The following is a 19,513-nucleotide window of genomic DNA, read 5'->3' as shown; positions in this document are numbered from 1 at the left end:
GGCCGCGGGCCGTCCGTGGCTTGTCGCGCAGTTCCCCGCGCCCCTTACTTGCGCGGCTGTGTGAAGCGGAGCATGTTGCCCGACGGGTCGCGGAAGGCGCAGTCGCGGACGCCGTAGGGCTGGTCGACCGGCTCCTGGAGGACCTCGCCGCCGGCGGCCCGGATCTTCTCGAAGGTGGCGTCGCAGTCGTCCGTGGAGAAGATCACGCCGCGCAGCAGGCCCTTGGCCAGCAGTTCCGCCATGGCCTGCCGGTCGGCGGGCGAGGCGTTGGGGTCGGCGAGCGGCGGTTCGAGGACGATCTCGACGTCCGGCTGCGCGGGCGAGCCGACGGTCACCCAGCGCATTCCCTCGAACCCGACGTCGTTGCGGACCTCCAGGCCGAGGATGTCGCGGTAGAAGCCGAGGGCCTTGTCGTGGTCGTCGACGGCGATGAAGCACTGTGAAAGCTTGATGGTCATGCCCTCGACGCTACGAGGCGACGGCCGGATCCGCTTCTCCGATCCTGACCGGTCGCCCGGCGCCGGCCGGAGCCCTGGTCCTGAGCGGCCGTGTGTAGATCTTGGCCACGCACGCCGGGATCGCGGCGCCCGCCTCGTGGCGGCGGGCCCGGTACGCGCTCGGGCTCTCGCCGACCAGCTCGGTGAAGCGCGAGCTGAACGACCCCAGTGAGGTGCATCCGACGGCGAAGCAGACCTCCGTCACGCTCAGGTCGCCCCGCCGCAGCAGCGCCTTGGCCCGCTCGATACGGCGGGTCATCAGGTAGTTGTAGGGCGTCTCGCCGAACGCGGCGCGGAAGCTGCGGGAGAAGTGCCCGGACGACATCAGGGCGACACGGGCCAGCGCCGGGACGTCCAGCGGCAGCGCGTAGTCGCGGTCGATGACGTCCCGCGCGCGGCGCAGCCTCACGAGGTCCTCCAGTGTCACGCGCTCCAGCATCGCACGGCGGTCAGGGCGCGGGCGTGATCGAGGGGGCCGGGGCGGGGCTGTTGCCGACCCGGGGCGTGAGGAGCTCGTTGTCGCAGGCGAGGTTCTTCAGGCCCTTGCCGTTGCCCATGAGGTCGACCTTGACGTCCTCGGGCCGGCGGTCGTCGGGCACGCCGTTGTGGGAGGCCGTGCAGACGAGCTGGTTGCGGGCGATGGCGCTGAGCCGGGTGGGGTCCAGCGGCAGCCGGATCGTCACCGTGCCGGGGACCGTGGCGACGACGACGGAGCTCTGCGGCAGCTTCGGCAGGTCCGTGAACAGGCCCTGCATCCGCTCGGCCTCGTTGGGGCCCTGGAGCAGCAGGGCCACGGCCTCCTCCGCGCCGACCTCGCCGGCGGCGGGGCGGGAGCGGGGTTCGAGGCCGCCGGGGAAGCCGAAGTAGAGCCGGACCTCCCGCACGGGGGCGCCGGGCTGCTTCGCGCCCTGCGCGGGCTGGCCCACCTCGATGACGTCGGTGGGCTCGACGCCGCACCCGGCCAGGACGCCCGCGAGGGCGCCGCACAGCGCCGCTGCGGCGGCCGCGCGCCGCTTGTCCGTACGTCGCCGTCTCATGCTTCGTCACCTCCGCGCCGCAGCGGGAGGTCGACGGTGAACACCGCGCCTCCCCCGGGCCCGTTGGCGGCCCGGACGGTCCCGTCGTGCAGTCGTACGTTCTCCATGGTGATGGCGAGGCCGAGGCCGCTGCCCTCGGAGCGGACCCGGGCGGCGTCCGCCTTGAAGAACCGCTCGAAGACGTGCGGCAGGACCTCCGGATCGATGCCCTCGCCCCGGTCGGCGACCTCGATCAGCAGCCGCTCGCCGCTGTGCTCCCCGCCGTCGTGCCGCTCCTCCGTGCGGACGGCGACGGCGACCGGCTCGCCGCCGTGCCGCAGCGCGTTGCCGACGAGGTTGGCGACGACGACGTCGACGCGGCGCGGGTCCAGCCGGGCCCGGACGCCCTCGGGCAGGTCGGCGGTGACCTTCTCCTGCCAGCCGCGCGCCTGGAGGGTCTTGCGGACCGTCTCGGCCACGTCGACCTCGTCGAGGTGGAGGGCGGCGGCGCCGGCGTCGAAGCGGGAGATCTCCATCAGGTCCTCGACCATGCGGGCGAGCTTGCCGGTCTCCTGGCTGATGAGGCGCACGGCGTGGGCGGTGTCCTCGTCGAGGCTCTCGGCGTCCTCGTCGAGGACGTCGACGACGGCGGTCATCGCGGCCAGCGGGGTGCGCAGCTCGTGGGAGACGTCGGCGGCGAAGCGGCGGGAGTTGGCCTCCATGCGGCGCAGTTCGGCGACGTTCTCCTCCAGGGCGGCGGCCATGTCGTTGAACGTGCGGGAGAGGTCGGCGAGTTCGTCGCTGCCGGTGACCTTCAGCCGGGTGTCCAGCTCGCCCTCGGTGATCCGCTGGGTGGCGCGGCGCAGCTCGCGCACGGGCCGCAGCACGCCGCGCGCGGCGAGGAGGGCGGGCACGATGGCCAGCGCGAGGGCGGGCAGGGCGCCGCTCTGGGCCGCTTCGACCAGTGCCTGGACGTTCGCCTCGTCCTCGCGGAGGGGCACCTGGGCGTAGACCTCCAGGCCGGACAGCTCACCGCCCTCGCCGCTGTAGGCGACGGGCAGGCCGATGGCGAGCCAGGGTTCGCCGTTGATCTCGACGCGCTGGAAGGCGGCGATGCCGGAGTGGACCTTCTGCTGCACCCCGTCGGGGATGCCCCTGGCGCCGGGGCGGGCCTTGGGGACCATGGCGCCGTCCCGGTAGCGGGCGTAGATGTTCCACTGCTGTGCCTGGCCGGCGCGGGCGAGGTTGGTGGTGAACCTGGCCAGGTCGCCGTGGCCGGGCGGGAAGCGCAGGTCGGGGACCTGGGAGTTGACCTGGGAGCGCAGGGCGGAGACGGCCGTGTCCTGGGTGCGCTTGAGGATCGCGGTGCGGGCCTCGCGGAAGGTGAGCGCGGCCGTGGTGAGCGCGCTGAGCGCGGCGACGAGGAGGAACGCCACCACGAGCCGGGCCCGCAGGCCCCGGAAGAGGGTGCGCAGGGCCGGCCGTCCCAGGGCGGGGCGGCGCAGGTGGACCGGGCGGTTCAGGGGGCTCATCAGGGGTTTCCGCGGCTCACACGGGGCCGAAGCGGTAGCCGAAGCCCCGGACGGTCTGGATGTAGCGGGGGGAGCGCGTGGACTCCTCGACCTTGGTGCGCAGCCGCATGACGCAGGCGTCCACGAGGCGGGCGTCGCCGTGGTAGCTGTGCTCCCAGACGTGCTCGAGGAGCTGCTGGCGGCTGAAGACCCGGCCGGGGGTGGCGGACAGGTAGAGCAGCAGCTTCATCTCGGAGGGGGCGAGCGGCAGGTCCTGGCCGTGCTTGGAGACGAGCAGCCCGGCGCGGTCGATGGTCAGGTCGCCGTGGGTCTCGGCGGTGGCCTGCGGGACGGCCGGGTCGGCGCCGCCGTCGACGGGGGCGGCGCGGCGCAGGACGGCCCGGATGCGGGCCTCCAGGACCTCGCCGCGGGCGGGCTTGACGATGTAGTCGTCGGCCCCGGCCTCCAGGCCGAGGACGACGTCGATGTCGTCACCGCGGGCGGTGAGCATGATGATGGGTATCTGCTGGGTGGCGCGGATGCGCCGGCAGACCTCGAAGCCGCTCTTGTCGGGCAGCATCAGGTCCAGCAGCACCAGGTCGGGGCGGAAGCTCTCCAGCGCCGCCAGCCCGGCCTCGCCGGTGGGCGCGCCCTCGACCTCGTGGCCGCGGCGGCGCAGGGTGAGGGTGACCCCTTCCCTGACGGCCCGGTCGTCCTCGATCAGAAGCACGCGTGACATGGGCACCAGTATCGGTCGTTCGTTCGCACGAATGCGCCCGGGGGCTCGCTCCCGCTGGAACTGTCACCGACTTCTCATAAATCGACCCCCGTCACTTACACCCCGATGTACCGCAGGAGCAAGGTACGGAAGTCCCGGTCGAAGTCCTCGTAGCGCTCGCGCAACCGCTCGCCCGGCCAGTCGGCGGGCAGCAGGGGCGCGGGCAGTACCGGGTCGGCCAGCAGGTGACGCAGCACCGCCGCCGAGACCGTGAACCGCTCGGCGAGGCGGTCCGGCCCGCCCGGCAGCGCCTCCAGGGCGGCTTCCAGCGCGCGGGCGCGACGGGCCCAGCCGGTCAGGTCCCACAGGCCGGCGGCGAGGGCGGCCGGGTCCCCTTCGGGCGCCCCGGTGAACAGCGCGCACTGTCCGGCCACGACGGGCGGCCACGCCGGGTCGCGGACGAGGTTGGCGGGCCGCGTCCAGCACCCTTCGCGCAGCTCGGCCAGGCGCAGCGCGGCCATCGCCTGCCGCAGGGCGGCGCGCTCGGGGGCGGGGCGCCGCTCGGCGGTGACGACCGCGATCTCCCAGCCGCCGGACCAGGCGCGGGTGCGGGGCGCGCGGCTGTCGTCCTGCCGGGCCTGGCGGGCGAGCAGCCGCTCGGTGAGCCGGTACGTGCCGTCGCGCTGCTCCAGGTCCCCGGCGGCGACCATCCGGGTCAGGGCCGTGCGCACGGTGCCCTCGGCGGTGCCGAAGAGCTCGCCGACGCGGACCAGGGCGCGGGCGGGGAGGGCGGGCGGGTGGTGGCCCAGGAGCGTCGAGAGCACGACCGAGCGCGCGGTCAGCGGCCGCAGGGCGAGGGAATCAGTGGCATCAGTGGATTCGGTGGCGTCCATGGCTGACGAAACCCTATCCATTACAGCCTCGCATCACGCATCATAAAAGTGTAATGCCATGCGGACCGTGTCCCCCGGAGGTCGCCGTGAGCGCCACGCACGACGTGTTCAACCAGGCCCCGCCCCTCACCGGCTTCTCCACCGCCGACGAGCCCGCGCTGCTGGAGGCCCTGCGCCGGGACGGCGGCGGCTGGGGCGAGGCCGAGGTCCGCGAGCTGGGGGCGCGGGCCGGTTCGGAGGAGGTGCGGGAGTGGGCCCGGACGGCCGAGGCGAGCCCGCCGGTCCTGCGCACCCACGACCGCTACGGCCACCGGATCGACGAGGTCGAGTTCCACCCGGCGTGGCACCGGCTCATGGCCGCCGCCGTCGGGAGCGGCCAGCACGCCGCCCCATGGGCCGAGGCCCGGCCCGGCGCGCACCTGGTGCGCACGGCGAAGTTCTACGCCTGGGCGCAGGCCGAGGCCGGCCACGGCTGCCCCATTTCGATGACGTACGCCGCCGTGCCCGCCCTGCGCGCCCAGCCGGAGCTGGCCGCCGTCTACGAGCCGCTGCTGACGTCCCGGACGTACGACTTCGGGCTGCGCCCGCCGCTCGGCAAGCGCGGCCTGATCGCGGGCATGTCGATGACGGAGAAGCAGGGCGGCTCGGACGTCCGCGCCAATACGACCCGGGCCGTGCCCACGGGCGACGGCTCGTACGCGGTCACGGGCCACAAGTGGTTCACGTCGGCGCCGATGAGCGACGTCTTCCTGATGCTGGCCCAGTCCGAGGAAGGGCTGACCTGCTTCCTGATGCCGCGCGTACTGCCCGACGGCACCCGCAACGCGATGCGGCTCCAGCGGCTGAAGGACAAGCTCGGCAACCGCTCCAACGCCTCGGCGGAGATCGAGTACGAGCAGGCGCTGGCCTGGCCCGTGGGCGAACCCGGGCGCGGGGTGCGCACGATCGTCGAGATGGTCAACATGACCCGCCTCGACTGCGTGACCGGATCGGCCGCCGGGATGCGCGCCGGGCTGCGGGAAGCGCTCCACCACACCGCGCACCGGCGGGCGTTCGGCGCGGAGCTGATCGACCAGCCGCTGATGCGCAACGTCCTGGCCGACCTCGCCGTCGAGTCCGAGGCGGCGACGACGCTGGCCCTGCGGCTCGCTGCTGCGCTCGACCGCTCCGAGGCGGGCGACGCCCCGGAGGGCGCGCTGCGCCGGCTCGCGCTGGCCGCCGGAAAGTACTGGGTGTGCAAGCGCGGCAGCGCCCACGCCGCCGAGGCCCTGGAGTGCCTGGGCGGCAACGGCTACGTCGAGGAGTCCGGCATGCCCCGGCTCTACCGGGAGGCGCCGCTGCTGTCCATCTGGGAGGGCTCCGGCAATGTGGCGGCGCTCGACGTACTGCGGGCGCTGGCCCGGGAACCGGACTCGCTGGACGCGTACTTCACGGAGGTCGAAGCGGCCTCCGGCGCGGACGCCCGGCTGGATGCAGCCACGGCCCGCCTGCGCGCCCTGCTCGGCGAGCTCTCCGACCCGCACCGCGCCCAGCTCCTCGCCCGCCGCGTCGCCGAGCAGCTGACACTCGTCCTCCAGGGCAGCCTGCTGGTGCGGCACAGCACCCCGGCCGTCGCCGACGCGTTCTGCGCCTCGCGGCTCGGCGGCGAGTGGGGCAACGCCTTCGGCACCCTGCCGACCGGCACGGACCTCGGGCAGATCCTCGAACGCGCCCGGCTCAAGGACATCCCGTGACAGCCTCCGCGTCGGCGGCCGTACGCACCGAGCGCCGGGGCCCGGTGACCACCGTCGTCCTCTCCCGCCCGGACGTCCGCAACGCCGTGGACGGCCCGACGGCCGCCGCCCTGGCCGACGCCTTCCGGGCGTTCGACGCGGACCCGGCGGCGCGCGTCGCGGTGCTGTGGGGCGAGGGCGGCGCGTTCTGCTCGGGCGCCGACCTCAAGGCCTTCGGCACCGCCCGCGCCAACCGCGTGGCGCCCGACGGCGACGGGCCGATGGGCCCCACCCGGCTGCGGCTGGCCAAACCGGTGATCGCGGCGATCGCCGGGCCCGCCGTCGCGGGCGGCCTGGAGCTCGCGCTCTGGTGCGATCTGCGGGTGGCGGAGGAGGACGCCGTGCTCGGCGTCCTCTGCCGCCGCTGGGGCGTGCCCCTGATCGACGGCGGCACGGTCCGGCTGCCCCGGCTGATCGGCGCCTCCCGGGCCATGGACCTGATCCTCACCGGCCGCCCGGTCCCGGCCGCCGAGGCCCATGCCATGGGTCTCGTCAACCGCCTGGTGCCGCCCGGGACCTCCCGCGCGGCGGCGGAGGAACTCGCGGCGGAGATCGCCCGCTTCCCGCAGACCTGCCTGCGGAGCGACCGGGCGTCGCTCCTCGACCAGGAGGGGCTGGACGAGGAGCGGGCCCTGGGCGTCGAGCTCACCCACGGCATGGGGTCCTTGCCGGAGGCCGCGGAAGGGGTGGCACGCTTCACCGGGGGACGGCGGCGGCGCTGAGGCAGAACTGCAGCAGACCCGCGCTCACGTCCTTGATGATCTCCTCCATATCGGCCCACGGCGGCTGGAATTCCTTGCCCCATTCGATGGTGTAGGCGAGGATCTTCTCCTTCCCGCCGTCGGTGAAGTGCCGGGAGAACGCGTAGTCGTCGCTGGTGCCGCACGTCGGGTAGAGGTCGAAGCCGGACTTCGGGGTGTACTCGGTGCCCCGTACCTCACGCAGCCCGTCGGTGAAGCTCCGCGCGAGCGCGGTCGCGCTGTCGAGGTCGTCCTGGGGGATGTATTCGCGGTAGTCGGTGTCGCCGGGCAGGCCCCGGCGTCCGTCATAGGCGGAGTTGAGGAAATTCATCGACTTGTCTGTGCTCTGATCCTCGTCGTCGCCCCATACGTAGAGCATGTCCTCGGAATAGCTGTGCACGTCCACGAACCAGCGCGTGTGCGGGAATCCCTCTTCCAGGAGCCACCGGACGTTACGGGTCTCGGGCTCGGAGAACGCCTTCGGCCCCTGATAGACCTGCGGGTCGCACGGGTCGCTCGATACGCGTACGCCCGCCGTGGGCGAGAACGCCTTGGTGGCGTCGAACAGGAAGTCGTAATTGCGGTTGATGTCGACCCCCACGCAGTCGCCGTCATGACCGGCGGGCGCGTGCTTCGTATCGCGGTTCTTGCGCCACATCGGTTCGACGGTCTGGCTGTAACGGCGACCGTCCGGATTGACCAGCGGGAAGACGACGATGTTCACATTGTTCAGCAGTGCGTGCACCTCGGCGGCGGTGAAGCTCTTGCGCCCGTAACGGAGACCGGATCCGGACTTGTACGCCTCCAGCAGATCGGCGGCGAAATCGACGAGGATCTCGCAGCTTCCCCACTCCCGGGCGTGGACTCCCCCGATGAGCACGACACAGTCACGGCCGTTGGCGGAGGGCGCGCCCACGCGCAGCGCGTGACAGGCGACTCCCTCGACCGATGTCTCGGGGAGCTCGACGAGTTCGCAGAGATCGGAGTAGGCATGCGCCAGGTTCACCGCCGCCGAGTCGACTTCGGCGATGTTGAGGTACGTCATCTCAATGCTCCCGCCTCTCGTCCTTCGTCTTCTCCCCGAGCCCCTGTGGAACCGCGTCGGGGGCCGCGAAGCGGTTTCCGGTGCCCACTTCCGCCTGCCGGGCGCGGCCGGTGGCGGTCGCGTCCTTCAGGACGTGCACGGTGACGCCGTCCCGCCCGTCGATCTCCAGGGCCTTGCGCTCGGTCACGTAGGCCTCGATGCTCACCTCGTCCCCGGGGCCGCCGGTGCGGCGCGGGCCGCCGCCGATGTCCGGCCGCTCCTCCCGGAGCGTGGTGTGCAGCGTCCTGTCGTCCTTCGCCGTCACGCGTACGTGGAGCGTCCTTTCGCGGTCAGCCATGTCGGCTCCTTTGCGTCGCAGGGAGAACGTGCTGCTCGAAGGGGTCCGGGACCTGGCCGCCATGGCCTCCCAGAAGTCCCGTAGTTCCTTGCACGTCATGCCCTGCCAGGGCGCGCGCTTGCGGCGCGTCCAGGACAGGGGGTTCGCATAGCTCAGCCGGCGGTACGGGCGCAGGAGCGCCTGCTGTTGCCGGCAGAACGTCTCGCGCAGTTCCGCGCGCGGCAGGGAGCCCATGGCGGGGTAGGGGCACAGCTCGAAGGGGCAGTCGCGCAGGCAGGCGCTGCCCGGTGGCGCGTGCTCGGCCATGCCGACGGTTCGCTTGGGGTCCAGGGGCCTGCGGTCCTTGGTGAGGCAGGGCGGCAGTACCGGCCTGTTCGCGCGCTTGAGGCGTGTTTCCAGCTCGTCCACGTTCTCCTTGTCGCGCTCCGTGAGGTTGAGGAGGAGGATGACGTCGGCGAGCAGTTGCTGGGCTCGCGGGTGGAGGGTGGTCCATCCCACCGACGGCGGAATCCAGAGGTTGTGCTTGCGGTAGGCGCCGGGGTCGGCGGGCGAGGAGCCGATGTTGCCGACCGTTCCCATCTCGTCGATCCACACGAACCGCTCGGGGTGACCGCACTGCAGGGCGAGCACGGCCAGGTTCGCCGCTTCGGCGACGAAGGGATGCAGCCGGTCTCCCTTGGGGGTCCGGTCCTCGTCCTGGTCGCGGCCGTGCGGGTCCTGTCGGGTGCCTGCCATCTCGAGCCAGCGCCGCACCGCCTGGACCGGATCGGCTTTCGCCCGCGCGTGGTCACGGCCGGATGTCCCGGGCCGGCTTCTCGTCGAGCTGTCCGGGAGCTCCCACAGACACAGCGCCTGGATGAGTATCAGCTGGGCGAACCAGGAACGGGCATGGGCGAGCATGCCCTCCGCCTGTGCGATGAGGAATTCGCGGCCCTCCTCGTTCACGTGCGGATGCAGTTTCCGTCGGTTGGCGGCGCTCTTGAAGCCCTGGGCCAGGGCGATCTCCAGGGAGAGCGGCAGATCCGCCTGGTGCGAGTGGGTGTGTTCCGGCTCCAGATGGCCGAGCCAGAGCCGGACTCTTTCCTTCGCCTGACTTCTGTGCGCCTCGCCGACGGATTCGGCCATCAGGGGCACCAGCCAGGCCCGCATGACGAACTTCCGCCAGATCTCGGCCCGGCGCTCGACGCTGTCCTTCTCGAACTTCGCGTACTGCTCGCGGACCTGATCGTTGCCGGCCATCTGCCGGAGATAGAACTCCCGGGTCCGGTGTTCCACGTACGACTCGTCCCGGGTCTCTCTCCCGTACTGCACCCAAGGGTCGTCCTCCCGGGACATCTCCTCCTTGGGCGGCAGCGGGAACATGTCGCGCAGGGCGTCGAAGGCCAGGTCACCCCCCGCGCCCACCTCCTGTGCGAGGGCGAGCCTGATGGGATACGAGGGCTCGACCGTGGCGAGGAAGAACAAGGAGCCGTAGCCGTTCCGGACCCGGTCGGCGACGGCCTCGCCGGAACCGGCCCCGGCGATCGCCCGAAGGACCTCGCCGAACCGGTGCACCAACGTGAGCTTCGCCCCCTCGATGGTCCTGGGATCGCCCGACCTGATCCACTTCCAGCGCCGCTGGACGGCCCGCGCGATGGCACGGAGTTCGGCGCCCTTCCCGACCTGATCGATTTCGAGGGCGGCGGTGTACATCTCCAGCGCCTTGGGATCCGTGCGATCCTCGGCCGCGCGGAGCAGCCGCCGGACGACGTCCGCCCAGTCGACGGCTCCCCACCGGGGGTCGTGCCGGCCCGCCCGGGATCCGAGGGCGATCCCGATGAGCAGTTCCCTCCCGGGCCCCGGCTCTTCGAGCGCCTTGGAGAAGGACTCCCGGCAGGAGACGTCGAAATAACCGGCACCGAGATACGCCTGGACGATGCTGTGCGGGAAACGGACCCGATTTCCGTGCGCCTCCACCAGACCGAGCTGTTCGCCCTGGGTGGCGCACAGGGCCAGGAGCACCCGGCACTGGCGCATGTCCCCGCACACCGGGCAATGCACTCCCAGCCGCTGCGAGAGCCGCTCCCAGATCCCCGGGAATCTCGATTCCGGGTCGTGGTCCTTCCCGATCAGTTCGTCGAACCCGACCTCCAGCCGGTCCCGCAGCAGCCCTATCCCGGCCAGCGCGGAAATGACCTCGATGGTGGTCTCACGGTCCTCGGAGGACAGCGCGACAGTGCCCCGGACATGCCCCGCGCTCAGGGCGCTCCGCCAGGTCTCCAGCAATTGCAGCCGCAGGCCCAAGCGGTCGGAGTCACGGGTGTCCAGTTTCTCCGAACCCTTGGCTCCGCCCAGGTGGTCGAGGAGGTGGTTGTCCCGCAGCTGCCGTGCGATCTGGAGGTACAAGGGGGATTCCGTCACGCTCGCCGTTTCGACGATCCAGTCCAGCCGGTGGTCGTCCTGGTCGGCGCAGTCCCTCTCCAGATATTCCAGCGCCGCCTCCTCGCTGAGGGGCTCCAGATCGATGATCGCCGCCTGGGTGTTCTCCAGTGGCGAGTGCGGTCTGGAGGCGATGACGAGGGGGAGCTTCTGGCGCCGCGCGCGATCGATCGCGTGCCGGATCTGGATGTCGCGTTCCTTCTGCTCCTCGCCTTCGGCGAAGGTCTCCTCAAGGCCGTCGGCCAGGATCACCACCTTGTCGTCGATGCACAGTTGCCGCCACACCCGCTCGCTCTGGTGGCTGGACAGCACACCGCGGTCCACCAGCTCGGCGAAGCGCTTCATGCCCATGTCGTGGAAGTCCAGCCGTGCCCCGTCCAGTTCGGCGTCCCGCAGCCGTACCGGCACGGGGGTGGCCCCTTTCCGGGCCAGCAACTCCGTGAGCTGGACGAGCACCGACGTCTTTCCGCTGCCCACACCGCCGACGAGCAGGTGGGGCCGTCTGGTGCGGCGGTCGCGCAGGGCCCGCGCGATGACGAGGCACACCTCCTTGCGCCCGACCACGTCCTCCGTCGTCGGACCGGCCGTCGGGACCAGCCGACGGGCGTCCTTCCTCGCGGTCTTCTTCAGCGGTCTGCGTACCAACACGTACTGGATGACCAGAAAGAGGCAGGTCGCCAGCCCGATGCTCAGGAACGGCGCGAGGAAGCCGTACACCACCGTGCAGCCGTTGCTGTTGCCCTCCTCGCAGAAGTCCTGCATGGGGGACTTGCTCTGGGTGAACATTCCGTACGCGCCTTCGCCGACCCAGACCAGCAGGAGCAGGCTGCCGAGGTAGGAGAGACGCTGCACGAACGTTTTCAACGACGGCTTCGCCCACCACCGACGGGCCGGCGCCACCATGCTGCGGGCCGCCATGCGGACCCGCAGCCTTCGGACGGACCGCTCGACGGCGCCGGCCCCGCGGCGCAGTCCGCGCCGGGCTCGGACCAGGGGCGGCCTGCTCGGCGGTGCGACTTTTCCCTTGGGGTGTCGGATGGCGTAGTTCATGGTGCCTCAGCCCTTGCCGATCGGCCCCGGTCCCTGCGGCCCTTCCCTCCGTCCCTTCCATCGTGCGCTGGGCCTCCGTCGCTGTCGAATCCCGGGCGCCGCAACGACCGAAGCGCCCGTTCTTCATGCCCGCGAGCCGGAATTTCACCCCTTCGGAGTAATTCGGCCCGACAAGTGGAAATCCGGGCCACCGCCCCCGCAAGATCCCCGTCGTGAATGGATGGCGCCGAACGGCACGGACCGGATGCGCGACCCTGGCGGTCGCCTTCGCGACGGTGGGGGCCGGGGTGCTCCCGGAGCCGCCCGACGCCGGGGGGCCCGCGAGCGGAATCGTCGTCACCGACGAACTCGTCGAGTCCCGGACCGCCGAAACCTTCGTGCACGCCGGGCCCGACTGCCTGATCGCCCGCGCGGAGGGCGCGCTCGGCGTGTCGTTCGCCGCCCTCTGCCCGGCGACCCCGGCACCCCCACCGCCGCCCCCTCCCCCGTCGCCGTCCCCGACGCCCGCACCCCCGCTCCCGCTGAAGGCCGCGCCCGCCCCGCCGCCCACCCCGCTCGCGTCACCCGAGCCGCCACCGGGCAAGGAGCCCCCGCCACCGGCCCCCGCTCCCCCGGCCCGCCCCGCGCCCGCGCCCCCACCGCCGCGCGCGCCCGTGCCGGCGCGGCACGTCGTGCCCCGGCCGTACCACCAGGCCGTCAGCAAGCCGGCCAAGAACGGGGCTTCGCTCGTCACGCTCATGCTGGTGATCACCGCCCCCGCCGTGCTCGCCGCCGCCCTGCTGCGCCCGCGCGGCAGCGGCGGCGGTGGCACCGGGGGCGGCGGCAGCTGACCACCCGGTTCCGACCCGCCGACCCTCCTTGGAGGTACCTCTTGTCCGAGTGGCTGATGCTGGCCCTCGCCATGGCCGCCGCGTGCGCGGTCGTCCTGTCGATCACCGTCCTGAAGCAGCGCCGGATCAGTGCGGACGACAACCCGCACGAGACCCCCGACGTCATCGAGTACATGACCATGATGGTCGGGGTGGTCTACGCCATCGTGCTGGGTCTGGCCATCGCCGGTGTCTGGGAGGCGCGCAACGGCGCGCAGGACACCGCCCGGGCCGAGGCGCAGGCGCTGCACGAGGTGAGCGAGCGGGTCCAGGCGTACTCCCCCGCGGCCCGCGAGCAGGTGCGCGCCGACGTGAACTCCTATGTGAGCTACACGGTCAAGAAGGAGTGGCCGTCGATGCTCAGGACGGGCGAGCTCACCGACAAGGGCGCCGAGCTGCTCGAAAAGGTGCGCGCCGACCTCACCTCGTACCAGCCGCGCGACGACCACGAGGCCCAGTCGTACCAGCCGTTGCTCGACCAGATCGGCGCGGCCGACGCCGCGCGCAACGCGCGGGCGGCCAACGCCGGGCCGACGATGCCGGGCGTGGTCTGGTTCGGGCTGATCGCGGGGGCGCTGGTGGCGGTGGGCCTGATCTTCACGCTGCAGATCCGGCGGTCGCCGCGCGAGTTGCTGCTCGCCGGGCTCTACAGCGCGCTGATCGCCTTCCTCCTCTTCCTCATCTGGGACTTCAACTCGCCCTTCGGCCATGCCGTGGCCGACACGGCGGGCCCGTTCAGCGATCTGTTCTCCATCTGACGGGCAGGTGCTTGAGGCCGTTCTGGAAGTTGGACGTCAGCCGGACCGGTTCGCCCGCCCGTTCGAGGCCGGGCAGCCGGTCCAGTGTCGCCCGCAGCATGGCGCGGATCTGGGCGCGGGCGAGGTGGGCGCCCAGGCAGAAGTGCGGGCCGAAGCCGAAGCTGACGTGGTCGTTGGGGGTGCGGGTGATGTCGAAGCGGTCGGGGTCGGGGAAGACGCGCTCGTCGCGGTTGGCGGAGGCGTGGTAGACGACGACCTTCTCGCCGCGCCGGACGCGCTGCCCGCCGAGCTCGGTGTCGCGGGTGGCGGTGCGGCGGATGTCCAGCACGGGCGGCCAGTGGCGCAGCACCTCCTCGACGGCCGAGTCGGTCAGTTCGGGGCGGCGGCGTAACGCCTCGTACTGCTCGGGGTGGTCGAGGAGCGAGTGGAGTCCTCCCGGGATGCCGTTGCGGAGGGTCTCGTTCCCGGCGACGGCGAGGAGGAAGAACATGTTTTCGAACTCGGTGCCGGTGAGGCCGCCCTCGCGCATCCGGGCCATGACGCTGCCGGGCCGGGGCGCGTCGGCGAGCCCGTGGGCGTAGGCGAACATGTCCGTGAGCGCCTCGGGCGAGCGCGGGTTCAGCGGCGTGCCGTCGGGTTTGCGGAGCGCGGCGGGCCGGTGGGCGAGGGCGGCCCGGCCGAGGGGGCTGAGGGTGGCGGCATCGGCGGTGGCGGCGCCGGCGTGGTCGGCGTCCTGGTAGCCGATGATCCGGTCGGACCAGTCGTGGAGCAGCCGCCGGTCCTCCTCGGGGACGCCGAGGACGTGGGCGAGGGTCCAGGTGGGCAGGTCGGCGGCGAGCTCCACGTAGTCGGCCTCGCCCCGGCCGGCGACGTCCTCGACGAGGGCGCGGGCCCGGGCCTCGATGGCGGTCTCCAGCTCCCGGGTCGCGCGCGGGGTGAAGGCCGCGGCGACGATGCGGCGCAGCCGGACGTGGGCGGGCGGGTCCTGGTTGAGCATCATGGCCCGGACGAAGTCGAGGTCGTCCTCCGTGTCCGGGTCGCGGATCTGGGTGGCGCCCAGGTGCGAGGAGAACGTCGCGGTGTCGCGCAGCACGTGTTTGACGTCGGCGTGCCGGAAGACGGCCCAGTAGCCGGGGCCGGGCGGCCACGGCCCGACGGCCGTCTCGGGCACCCGGCAGACGGGGGCGTGGTCGCGCAGCTCCCGGAAGAGGGCGTAGGGGACGCCCCGGCCGTAGGTCCTGGGGTCGAACACGGCGACGGGGCCGACGGGCGCGCCGGGGTGCGTCCGGTGTGCGCTCACGGGCCGGACCGTACGTCGTCGGCTGGCGGGCCCGTCAAGGGGAGCGGACAATTGTGCGGATGTTCCCGGCCCCGCGCGCCTGACGGCCCTGCCCTGGTCGCGCCCCCGGAATGACCGGTTCGAGGCTAGGTTCCCCGCGCGTCGACTGGTGCCGCCGTTTTGGGGGTACTGAGCAACGGACAGGAGGTAGTGAGCGTGACCGACTGCTTTGCTGACAGGGAAGGCCTCACCCGGCCGGTCGGTGAATCGGAAGCCGACGCGTATGTGCGCGGCATCTCGTTCAAGACCGGCCCGCCCCGCCTTCTCGGTGTCGAACTGGAATGGCTCGTCCATGATCTGCACGACCCCACCCGCCCCGTCGCGCCGCACCGGCTCGCGGAGGCCGCCGACCGGGTGGGCGCACTGCCGCTGAGGTCGCTGTTCACGGTCGAACCGGGCGGCCAGCTGGAGTTCAGCTCCCAGCCCGCGGAGTCCCTCGCCGCCTGTGTCGCGGACGTCTCCGCCGATCTCTCCCTCGCCCGCGCGGAGCTGCGCGAGCTGGGCCTGACGCTGGCCGGGTACGGCAAGGAGCCGTGGGGCGAGCCCCCGAGGGTCCGCAGCACCCCTCGCTACAACGCGATGGAGGTCTACTACGACCGCATCAACGGCGCCGGGCGCAATGTCATGTGCCGCACGGCGTCGGTGCAGGTCTGTGTGGACGCCGGGTACGAGGGGCCGGGGCCGCTGGGGTATCTGCGGCGCTGGCGGCTGGCCCATCTGCTGGGCGCGGTGCTGTCGGCGGCGTTCGCCAACTCGCCGCTGCTCCACGGCCGTCCGTCGGGCTGGCGGTCGAGCCGGCAGGCCTGCTACGCGCGGATGGACCCGGGGCGGACGGTGGCCCCGCCGGACTGGCACGATCCGAGGGCGGCCTGGGCGGCGTACGCGCTGGACGCGAAGGTGATGTTCGTCCGGTCCGAGGACGAGCCGTGGGCCGTGCAGCAGGGGCTTCCGCTGCGGCAGTGGACGCGCACCGGGCATCCCCGGCAGGCCACGGCCGACGATGTGGCGTACCACCTGACCACGTTGTTCCCGCCCATAAGGCCCCGGGGCCACCTGGAGCTGCGGATGATCGACGCGCAGCGGGGCGAGGACGGCTGGATGGTGCCGCTGGCGGTCACGGCGGCGCTGTTCGACGACCCGTCGGCGGCGGAGACCGCCTACCGGGCGGTCAAGGGCCTGGGCGACGTCCCGGGCCGGGAGCCGCCGCCGAGGAACGCGCTGTGGCGGCGGGCGGCCCGGCACGGGCTGGCCGATCCCGAGCTCCACGCGGCGGCGGTGGCCTGCTTCGCGGCCGCGCGGGAGGCGCTGCCCCGGCTGGGGGCGCCGCCCCGGGTGCTCGACGCCGTCGAGGAGTTCACCGGCCGCTATGTGGAACGGGGCCGGTGTCCCGCCGACGATCTGCTGGATCTGGTGGGGGCACGGCAGGGGGGCGGGTCGTGAGGCCCGCCCCCGGGTCCGGCCCGGCCGCCCTGCGGGAGCGGGCCGCGAGTGCCCTGCTCGCCGCTCGCGCGCGCACCCGCGCGCTGACGACTTGTGTGGACGAGCGGGAGCTCGTCGCCCAGCACTCCCCGCTGATGTCCCCGCTGGTGTGGGATCTCGCCCACATCGGCAATCAGGAGGAGCTGTGGCTGTTGCGGGCCGTGGCCGGGCAGGAGGCGCTGCGGCCCGAGCTCGACCCGGTGTACGACGCCTTCGAGCATCCCCGGGCGGAGCGGCCGTCGCTGCCGCTGCTGCCCCCGCGCGAGGCCCACGCCTACGCGGCCGATGTGCGCGGCAGGGTGCTGGACGTGCTGGAGCGGGCGCCCGTGGAGGGCGGGGGGCCGCTGCTGGCGGACAGCTTCGCCTTCGGCATGATCGCGCAGCATGAGCAGCAGCACGACGAGACGATGCTCATCACGCATCAGCTGCGGGCCGGCCCGGCGGCGCTGACGGCGCCCGAGCCGCCGCCCGCCGCGCCGGACGCGGCGCTGCTGCCGGCGGAAGTGCTGGTGGAGGGCGGCCCGTTCACCATGGGCACGTCCACGGAGCCCTGGGCGCTGGACAACGAGCGGCCGGCCCACCCCCGGCTGGTGGCGTCGTTCTTCATCGACACGCTGCCGGTGAGCAACGGCGCGTATCTGCGTTTCGTCGAGGACGGCGGTTACGCGGACCCGCGCTGGTGGCGTCCGGAGGGCTGGGAGCAGGTGCGCCGCCACTCTCTGGTGGCCCCGCTGTTCTGGCGGCGCGAGGGCGCCGGATGGGTGCGGCGGCGGTTCGGGGTGACCGAGCCCGTGCCGCCCGACGAGCCGGTGCTGCACGTGAGCTGGTACGAGGCCGCGGCGTACGCGGCGTGGGCCGGGCGGCGGCTGCCCACGGAGGCCGAGTGGGAGAAGGCCGCCCGGCACGACCCGGCCTCGGGGCGCTCCCGGCGCTATCCATGGGGCGATGACGATCCCACCCCCGAGCACGCCAACCTCGGCCAGCGCCATCTGCGTCCGGCGCCCGTGGGCGCCTACGCGCGGGGCGCGTCCCCGCTGGGGGTGCGGCAGCTGATCGGGGACGTCTGGGAGTGGACGGCGAGCGACTTCCTGCCGTACCCGGGGTTCCGGGCGTTCCCCTACCGGGAGTACTCCGAGGTGTTCTTCGGCGACGGTCTGAAGGTGCTGCGCGGTGGTTCCTTCGCCGTCGACCCGGTGGCCTGCCGGGGGACGTTCCGCAACTGGGATCTGCCCGTCCGCCGGCAGATCTTCTCCGGCTTCCGTACGGCGCGCGACGCGGAACCCGCCTGATGTGCCGCCACATCGCGGTCCTGGGCCCCGACGCCCCGCTCGCCGAAAGCCTGACGGATCCGCCGTACTCGCTCGTCCGCCAGTCGTGGGCGCCGCGCCACCAGCGGAACGGGACGGTCAACGCGGACGGCTTCGGCGTGGGCTGGTACGCGCCGGGCGACCCGTTGCCCGCGCGCTACCGGCGGGCCGGGCCCGTCTGGGGCGACGAGTCGTTCGCCGACATCACCCGGGTGGTACGGACCCGGGCGCTGCTCGCCGCCGTGCGCGACGCGACGTTCGCGGGCGGGGACGGGGAGGCCGCCGCGGCGCCCTTCGCGGGCGGCCCCTGGCTGTTCAGCCACAACGGGGCCGTCGCCGGCTGGCCGGACACGGCGGAGACGCTGGTCCCGCTGCTGCCGTCGGGGGCGTTGCTGCGGCTCACCGCCCGCTGCGACTCGGCGTTCGTCTGGGCGCTGGTGGAGCACCGGCTGCTGGGCGGCGAACCGCTGGGGCGGGCGCTGGCCGGGACGGTCACGGCGCTGGCACGGGCCGCTCCCGCCTCGCGGCTCAATCTGCTGCTCACGGACGGCGCGTCGATCGCCGCCACGGCGTGGGGCGATTCGCTCTGGTACCGGGCCGGGCCCGGTGAGCGCACGGTCGTGGCCTCCGAGCCGTACGACGACGCGCCGGGCTGGAGCGAGGTCCCCGACCGGTCGCTGCTGACGGCCGACCGCACCGGCGTGGCCGTCTCTTCTCTCTCCCCACCCACCTCACGCATCGCACGCTTCCCGGATTCCCCGCGCAAGGAGCCCGTTCAGTGAGTCCGTTCGTCCTCACCCGTACCCTCCCCCTCGACGCCACGGCCGCCGCGCTGCGCGCCGACGTCTCCGAGGGCTTGACCCGCTCGCCGAAGGAGCTCCCTCCGAAGTGGTTCTACGACGCCCGGGGCAGCGAGCTGTTCGACGAGATCACCCTGCTGCCGGAGTACTACCCGACGCGTGCCGAGCGCGAGATCCTCATCGCCCGCGCCGGGGAGATCGCCGCCGCGACCGGGGCCCGTACGCTCGTCGAGCTCGGTTCGGGCTCCTCGGACAAGACCCGGCACCTCCTCGCCGAACTGCCGGCGCTGGAGGTGTACGTCCCCGTCGACGTCAGCGAGTCCGCCCTGGCCGGGGCGGCGGAGACGCTGCTGGCCGAGCATCCGTCGCTGACGGTGCACGCGCTGGTCGCCGACTTCCAGTACGGGCTCGCGCTGCCGGACGCCCCGGGGCCCCGGCTGGTCGCGTTCCTCGGCGGCACGATCGGCAATCTGCTGCCGCCCGAGCGGGCGGTGTTCCTGGCGGGCATCCGCGCGGGGCTCGCCGAGGGCGACGCGCTGCTGCTGGGCACCGACCTGGTCAAGGACGAGAGCGTGCTGGTGCCCGCCTACGACGACGCGCGCGGGGTGACCGCCGCGTTCAACAAGAACGTCCTCACCGTCATCAACCGCGAGCTCGAAGCCGACTTCGACCCCGACGACTTCGACCACGTGGCCCTGTGGGACGCGCGGCGGGAGTGGATCGAGATGCGGCTGCGCGCCCGTGGCCCGGTGGTGGCGAAGATCCAGGCGCTGGACCTGGCGGTCACCTTCGAGCCGGGCGAGGAGCTGCGGACGGAGGTGTCGGCGAAGTTCCGTCAGGAGGGCGTGCGGAGGGAGCTGGCCGCGGCCGGCCTCGATCTCACCCACTGGTGGACGGACCGGGCGGGACGCTTCGCCCTGTCACTGGCGGTACCCGTGTGACGGGAGGGGTCCACATCCGCCGG

Annotated in this window: 17 protein-coding genes; 8 read left to right on the top strand and 9 right to left on the bottom strand. The window is 72.9% G+C overall.

Going from position 1 to position 19,513, the window contains the following annotated elements; all coding sequences use genetic code 11:
• Positions 1 to 44: 44 nt before the first annotated feature.
• From ACX9I7_RS12195 to ACX9I7_RS12170, 6 genes are all read right to left on the bottom strand, one after another.
• Positions 45 to 458, bottom strand: a complete 414-nt coding sequence (locus tag ACX9I7_RS12195) for a VOC family protein (protein ID WP_387567831.1) — start codon at positions 456 to 458, stop codon at positions 45 to 47.
• Positions 459 to 468: 10 nt separating this feature from the next.
• Positions 469 to 924, bottom strand: a complete 456-nt coding sequence (locus ACX9I7_RS12190) for a helix-turn-helix transcriptional regulator (RefSeq protein WP_387567829.1) — start codon at positions 922 to 924, stop codon at positions 469 to 471.
• Positions 925 to 946: 22 nt separating this feature from the next.
• Complete coding sequence (locus ACX9I7_RS12185) at positions 947 to 1,534, bottom strand: hypothetical protein (protein WP_387567827.1); 588 nt, start codon at positions 1,532 to 1,534, stop codon at positions 947 to 949.
• The gene (locus tag ACX9I7_RS12180; RefSeq protein ID WP_387567825.1) at positions 1,531 to 3,045 is read right to left on the bottom strand and encodes an ATP-binding protein; all 1,515 of its coding nucleotides are present in this window, start codon (positions 3,043 to 3,045) and stop codon (positions 1,531 to 1,533) included. The genes ACX9I7_RS12185 and ACX9I7_RS12180 overlap by 4 nt, the downstream gene beginning before the upstream one ends.
• A 16-nt stretch (positions 3,046 to 3,061) precedes the next feature.
• Complete coding sequence (locus ACX9I7_RS12175; protein WP_387567823.1) at positions 3,062 to 3,763, bottom strand: response regulator; 702 nt, start codon at positions 3,761 to 3,763, stop codon at positions 3,062 to 3,064.
• A gap of 95 nt (positions 3,764 to 3,858) precedes the next feature.
• Positions 3,859 to 4,635, bottom strand: coding sequence for a PaaX family transcriptional regulator C-terminal domain-containing protein (locus tag ACX9I7_RS12170; protein WP_459387309.1), 777 nt, complete (start codon positions 4,633 to 4,635; stop codon positions 3,859 to 3,861).
• 86 nt (positions 4,636 to 4,721) lie between these two features.
• Between ACX9I7_RS12170 and ACX9I7_RS12165 the strand changes: the two genes are divergently transcribed.
• Both ACX9I7_RS12165 and ACX9I7_RS12160 read left to right on the top strand, forming a co-directional pair.
• A complete protein-coding gene (locus tag ACX9I7_RS12165) occupies positions 4,722 to 6,368 on the top strand; it encodes an acyl-CoA dehydrogenase family protein (RefSeq protein ID WP_459387308.1) in 1,647 nt (548 codons plus the stop codon).
• Complete coding sequence (locus ACX9I7_RS12160; protein ID WP_459387307.1) at positions 6,365 to 7,129, top strand: crotonase/enoyl-CoA hydratase family protein; 765 nt, start codon at positions 6,365 to 6,367, stop codon at positions 7,127 to 7,129. The genes ACX9I7_RS12165 and ACX9I7_RS12160 overlap by 4 nt, the downstream gene beginning before the upstream one ends.
• Here ACX9I7_RS12160 and ACX9I7_RS12155 read toward each other — a convergent pair.
• Entirely contained in the window at positions 7,104 to 8,192 is a 1,089-nt protein-coding gene (locus ACX9I7_RS12155) for a M14 family metallopeptidase (RefSeq protein ID WP_387567816.1), read from the bottom strand. The genes ACX9I7_RS12160 and ACX9I7_RS12155 overlap by 26 nt on opposite strands.
• 1 nt (position 8,193) lies before the next feature.
• Positions 8,194 to 11,799 carry an NACHT domain-containing protein gene (locus tag ACX9I7_RS12150; RefSeq protein ID WP_459387306.1) on the bottom strand — a complete coding sequence of 1,202 codons (3,606 nt, stop codon included), beginning with the start codon at positions 11,797 to 11,799 and terminating at the stop codon, positions 8,194 to 8,196.
• A 410-nt stretch (positions 11,800 to 12,209) separates the two neighbouring features.
• Between ACX9I7_RS12150 and ACX9I7_RS12145 the strand changes: the two genes are divergently transcribed.
• On the top strand, positions 12,210 to 12,827 hold the full coding sequence (locus tag ACX9I7_RS12145; protein ID WP_459387305.1) for a hypothetical protein: 618 nt from the start codon (positions 12,210 to 12,212) through the stop codon (positions 12,825 to 12,827).
• 41 nt (positions 12,828 to 12,868) lie between these two features.
• Positions 12,869 to 13,624, top strand: a complete 756-nt coding sequence (locus ACX9I7_RS12140) for a bestrophin-like domain (RefSeq protein ID WP_387567811.1) — start codon at positions 12,869 to 12,871, stop codon at positions 13,622 to 13,624.
• Here the strand turns inward: ACX9I7_RS12140 and ACX9I7_RS12135 are convergent.
• Positions 13,602 to 14,924 carry a cytochrome P450 gene (locus ACX9I7_RS12135; RefSeq protein WP_459387304.1) on the bottom strand — a complete coding sequence of 441 codons (1,323 nt, stop codon included), beginning with the start codon at positions 14,922 to 14,924 and terminating at the stop codon, positions 13,602 to 13,604. The genes ACX9I7_RS12140 and ACX9I7_RS12135 overlap by 23 nt on opposite strands.
• A 195-nt stretch (positions 14,925 to 15,119) precedes the next feature.
• On the opposite strand from ACX9I7_RS12135, the gene egtA reads away from it, so the two are divergent.
• From egtA to egtD, 4 genes are read left to right on the top strand one after another with little or no spacing between them, the layout of a single operon-like run.
• On the top strand, positions 15,120 to 16,403 hold the full coding sequence (gene egtA, locus ACX9I7_RS12130) for an ergothioneine biosynthesis glutamate--cysteine ligase EgtA (RefSeq protein ID WP_387567807.1): 1,284 nt from the start codon (positions 15,120 to 15,122) through the stop codon (positions 16,401 to 16,403).
• A complete protein-coding gene (gene egtB / locus ACX9I7_RS12125; protein WP_387567806.1) occupies positions 16,400 to 17,731 on the top strand; it encodes an ergothioneine biosynthesis protein EgtB in 1,332 nt (443 codons plus the stop codon). The genes egtA and egtB overlap by 4 nt, the downstream gene beginning before the upstream one ends.
• Entirely contained in the window at positions 17,731 to 18,531 is an 801-nt protein-coding gene (egtC, locus tag ACX9I7_RS12120; protein ID WP_459387303.1) for an ergothioneine biosynthesis protein EgtC, read from the top strand. Before egtB ends, egtC begins: the two co-directional genes overlap by 1 nt.
• On the top strand, positions 18,528 to 19,490 hold the full coding sequence (egtD, locus tag ACX9I7_RS12115) for an L-histidine N(alpha)-methyltransferase (protein WP_387567802.1): 963 nt from the start codon (positions 18,528 to 18,530) through the stop codon (positions 19,488 to 19,490). Before egtC ends, egtD begins: the two co-directional genes overlap by 4 nt.
• The last annotated feature ends 23 nt before the right edge of the window (positions 19,491 to 19,513 follow it).

Source organism: Streptomyces sp. L500 (assembly GCF_054551825.1).
Note: the sequence above shows the minus strand (reverse complement) of the source record. Positions and strands in the feature narration are given on the sequence as shown.

What these genes read in the sequence shown, in the direction of transcription:
- ACX9I7_RS12170 (WP_459387309.1), bottom strand. Translation starts at nt 4,635, where the DNA reads ATGGACGCCACCGAATCCACTGATGCCACTGATTCCCTCGCCCTGCGG.
- ACX9I7_RS12185 (WP_387567827.1), bottom strand. Translation starts at nt 1,534, where the DNA reads ATGAGACGGCGACGTACGGACAAGCGGCGCGCGGCCGCCGCAGCGGCG.
- ACX9I7_RS12180 (WP_387567825.1), bottom strand. Translation starts at nt 3,045, where the DNA reads ATGAGCCCCCTGAACCGCCCGGTCCACCTGCGCCGCCCCGCCCTGGGA.
- egtC (WP_459387303.1), top strand. Translation starts at nt 17,731, where the DNA reads ATGTGCCGCCACATCGCGGTCCTGGGCCCCGACGCCCCGCTCGCCGAA.
- ACX9I7_RS12155 (WP_387567816.1), bottom strand. Translation starts at nt 8,192, where the DNA reads ATGACGTACCTCAACATCGCCGAAGTCGACTCGGCGGCGGTGAACCTG.
- ACX9I7_RS12175 (WP_387567823.1), bottom strand. Translation starts at nt 3,763, where the DNA reads ATGTCACGCGTGCTTCTGATCGAGGACGACCGGGCCGTCAGGGAAGGG.
- ACX9I7_RS12195 (WP_387567831.1), bottom strand. Translation starts at nt 458, where the DNA reads ATGACCATCAAGCTTTCACAGTGCTTCATCGCCGTCGACGACCACGAC.